The following is a 2,925-nucleotide window of genomic DNA, read 5'->3' on the forward strand; positions in this document are numbered from 1 at the left end:
CGCCCTGACTCAATGCATCGACTGGGTGACCGAGCGACTCTAGCCGCTGGGTGACCGAGCCCCCAGTCCCCAGCCAAGAGCCCGAGCCGCTCGGCCGCCAGCCCCTCCCGCCGCTCGGCCGCTCGGCCGCTCGGCCGCTCCAGCCGCGTAACGCTGTGGCGGAAATAGAGCCGTGGAATCGCCACAGCGTCACGCAGATGCCGGGGTGAGCGCGGTCCGGGCCACTGGCTGAGAAAAACGATGGCTTTCGCCGCAACCGACTGCCGCGTGTCACCGAGGTTACGGACCGATAACGCAGTAGGGTGACCTGCGTATCGGGCTCGGCATCAGCCCGGAGGAGGCCGCAATGCGAGAACTCAAAGTCGTCGGACTTGACGTCGAAAGCCGACAGATCATTTGTGAAACCGATGACCCCGCAGAGAAGTTCAGCCTGCGCTCTGACGAGCGATTGCAGGCTGCCGTGCGTGGCGATGAGGTCGCGTCCAACCAAACCACGATCGATGTCGAGGCCAAGAATATGCTGCACCCCAGAGAGATACAGGCGAAAATCCGCTCGGGCGCATCCGTCGAGCAGGTCGCGTCGGCGTCCGGAGCCTCCATCTCTCGAATCGAGCGGTTCGCCCATCCGGTGCTTCTCGAGCGAGCCCGTGCCGCCGAATTGGCCACCGCAGCACATCCCGTGCTCTCCGACGGGCCGTCGGTACTGACCCTGTTGGAGACCGTGACCACCGCACTGGTCACCCGTGGCCTCGACCCCCAGGCAACGGACTGGGACGCCTGGCGCAATGAGGACGGGCGTTGGACCGTTCAGATGGCTTGGACTGCGGGCCGGTCAGACCTGCAGGCGCACTTCCGGTTTGCGCCCGGGGCGCACGGCGGAACCGTCACAGCCTTCGACGACGCGGCACACGAGCTGATCGACCCCGGTTTCGCTCGCCCGCTGCGGCCGCTGGCCCGGGTGGCACAGCTTGCGCTCGACGAAACCGAAAGCCCTTTGACTGCGCCCACTGAGGCACCCGAACCTCCACCGACCACAAAGCCGCCGCGCCCGAAGAAAGGCCGGCCCGCCGTACCGGCATGGGAAGACGTTCTCCTAGGAGTTCGTTCCAGCGGCGGCCAACGCTAGCAGCGCAATCCAAGCGCCGCCCACACCGACGGCTGACCCGAACACGAACCAACGCCACACCGGCACCTTGCGCCAGCCCCACACAGTGGGAGCAAGCCCGCCTACGGCTATCAGATTCAGACCGACGGCAAGCAGTGGGTGGACCCGCGCCAATCCGATGCTCAGTACGACGATTGCGGCGGCGATCACGGCGGCGACGAACCCCGCCACCGTCAACCCGGTCGCCCACGGCGTCGAGTCGTCAGTCATGGCTCCTCGCGCAAGCGCTCGTCAGCAGTCATGGCTCCCCCAATCTATCCAATCGCCTGCCCCGCTCGTAGAAGGCCAGCGCCGCGGCAGTGGCGACATTGAGCGAGTCAGTGCCCCCAGACATCGGGATGCGCACGCGCGCGTTGCTCAGGCGCATGGTCCGTTCCAGTAGGCCGGGCCCTTCGGCGCCGACCAGAATGGCCACTCGCTGCCCAGCGAACCCTGCCATCGCGTGAGCCAGTGCCGGCGCCTTCGGGTCGGGTGTCATCGCCAGCACACGAAACTTTGCCTCCTGCAATAGTTTCAGATCATCCGGCCATGCCTTCGCCCTGGCGAATGGCACCAATAACGCGTGTCCCATCGAAACCCGCACGGCCCGCCGGTACAGCGGGTCGGCGCATCCGCTGCCGAAGAGAACCGCATCGACACCCAGACCCGCAGAGTTGCGAAACACCGAACCGAGGTTTTCATGGTCGTTCACGCCCTCGAGGACCGCGACGGTAGTAGCACCCTCAAGAATCTGCGGGACGGTCAGGTCCGGGGCCCGTGACGCTGACGCGAGAACACCCCGATTGAGATGAAAGCCCACGACGTCTGCCATCACCTCGGCAGTCGCTCGGTAGAAGGGAGCTTCGAGACCGTCAAGGTCGGGACCGAGTTCGGTCAACCGACGGTCGGTTCCGAGGAGCGCGCGCGGCGTGAACCGGGAGGCCAACATCCGCTGCACCACCAGCACACCCTCGGCGATCACCAGGCCCTTGCCGGCGGGCAGATCAGGCCGCCGGTCGATACTGTTGAGGTCGCGAAAGTCATCGAGCCGGGGGTCGGCGGATTCGGTGACATCGATGACGTTAACGTCGTTGGCCATCACGCGTTTTCGTCGCTTCCGACGTTTCTCACAACGCCGAGACTACCCAGCGACTATCCCGGCAGCGCGCTCGATCGGCTAGGTTCAGGGGGTGAGTGAGCCCCAACCACCGCAGCCACCTACGCTGCCCGCTGCGCTGCTGGCGCCCTGGCCCGTCATCGCGGTCATTACCGGTGGCTGGTTGATCGCCACGTTGCTCGCATTCACGGTGACCTCGCTGCATGACTGGCGGCCGATCACGGTGGCCGGGTTGGGTGTCGGAGTCCTTGGCACATCAATATTTCTGTGGCAACGTCACGCCGTCAGACGTGGATCGCGTGGCGCGCAGAGCGGCCTGAGCTAAAGGGACGCAAACGGACGCAACAAGAAACCCAGAAGGAGAAGCCATGTCAGCGCCGGTGCTGCAAGCGCAGATCGACATCAACGCCCCGGTATCCAAGGTCTGGAACCTGGTCTCCGACCTGAGCCTCATGCCGCAGTGGAGCCCGCAGTGCCGCCTGATGAAACCCATCGGGGGGCTGCGCCAAGGCGCCCGCACCATCAACCTCAATCGGCGCGGCTTCCTGTTCTGGCCCACCACCAGCCAGATCACCGAGCTGATCCCGGAAAAGAAACTGGCCTTCCGGGTCAGCGAAAACGGCACCGTCTGGAGCTATGAACTCCAACCGACGGAAGCGGGCAC

General features: G+C 65.4%; 5 protein-coding genes. 3 read left to right on the forward strand and 2 right to left on the reverse strand.

Annotation, left to right across the window (positions count from 1 at the left end):
* Positions 1–346: 346 nt before the first annotated feature.
* The gene (sepH, locus tag ACPGXI_RS17870; RefSeq protein ID WP_526655348.1) at positions 347–1,126 is read left to right on the forward strand and encodes a septation protein SepH; all 780 of its coding nucleotides are present in this window, start codon (positions 347–349) and stop codon (positions 1,124–1,126) included.
* Here sepH and ACPGXI_RS17875 read toward each other — a convergent pair.
* Positions 1,094–1,375 carry a DUF2537 domain-containing protein gene (locus ACPGXI_RS17875; RefSeq protein ID WP_526655350.1) on the reverse strand — a complete coding sequence of 94 codons (282 nt, stop codon included), beginning with the start codon at positions 1,373–1,375 and terminating at the stop codon, positions 1,094–1,096. The two genes, sepH and ACPGXI_RS17875, sit on opposite strands and share 33 nt — an antisense overlap.
* A gap of 28 nt (positions 1,376–1,403) precedes the next feature.
* Positions 1,404–2,243: a TrmH family RNA methyltransferase gene (locus tag ACPGXI_RS17880; protein ID WP_526655352.1), complete on the reverse strand. Its 840-nt coding sequence runs from the start codon at positions 2,241–2,243 to the stop codon at positions 1,404–1,406.
* 91 nt (positions 2,244–2,334) lie between these two features.
* Here ACPGXI_RS17880 and ACPGXI_RS17885 point away from each other — a divergent pair, with 91 nt between their 5' ends.
* Both ACPGXI_RS17885 and ACPGXI_RS17890 read left to right on the forward strand, forming a co-directional pair.
* Positions 2,335–2,586 (forward strand): DUF2530 domain-containing protein, encoded by a 252-nt coding sequence (locus tag ACPGXI_RS17885; protein WP_526655354.1) that lies wholly within the window; start codon positions 2,335–2,337, stop codon positions 2,584–2,586.
* 43 nt (positions 2,587–2,629) lie between these two features.
* On the forward strand, positions 2,630–2,925 hold a 296-nt coding region (locus tag ACPGXI_RS17890), incomplete at its 3' end, for an SRPBCC family protein (RefSeq protein WP_526655356.1).

Source organism: Mycobacterium sp. (assembly GCF_049608025.1).
In the GTDB taxonomy this organism is placed as follows: Bacteria; Actinomycetota; Actinomycetes; order Mycobacteriales; family Mycobacteriaceae; genus Mycobacterium.

Coding starts and splice junctions, on each gene's coding strand:
- ACPGXI_RS17880 (WP_526655352.1), bottom strand. CDS start 2,243: ATGGCCAACGACGTTAACGTCATCGATGTCACCGAATCCGCCGACCCC.
- sepH (WP_526655348.1), top strand. CDS start 347: ATGCGAGAACTCAAAGTCGTCGGACTTGACGTCGAAAGCCGACAGATC.
- ACPGXI_RS17875 (WP_526655350.1), bottom strand. CDS start 1,375: ATGACTGACGACTCGACGCCGTGGGCGACCGGGTTGACGGTGGCGGGG.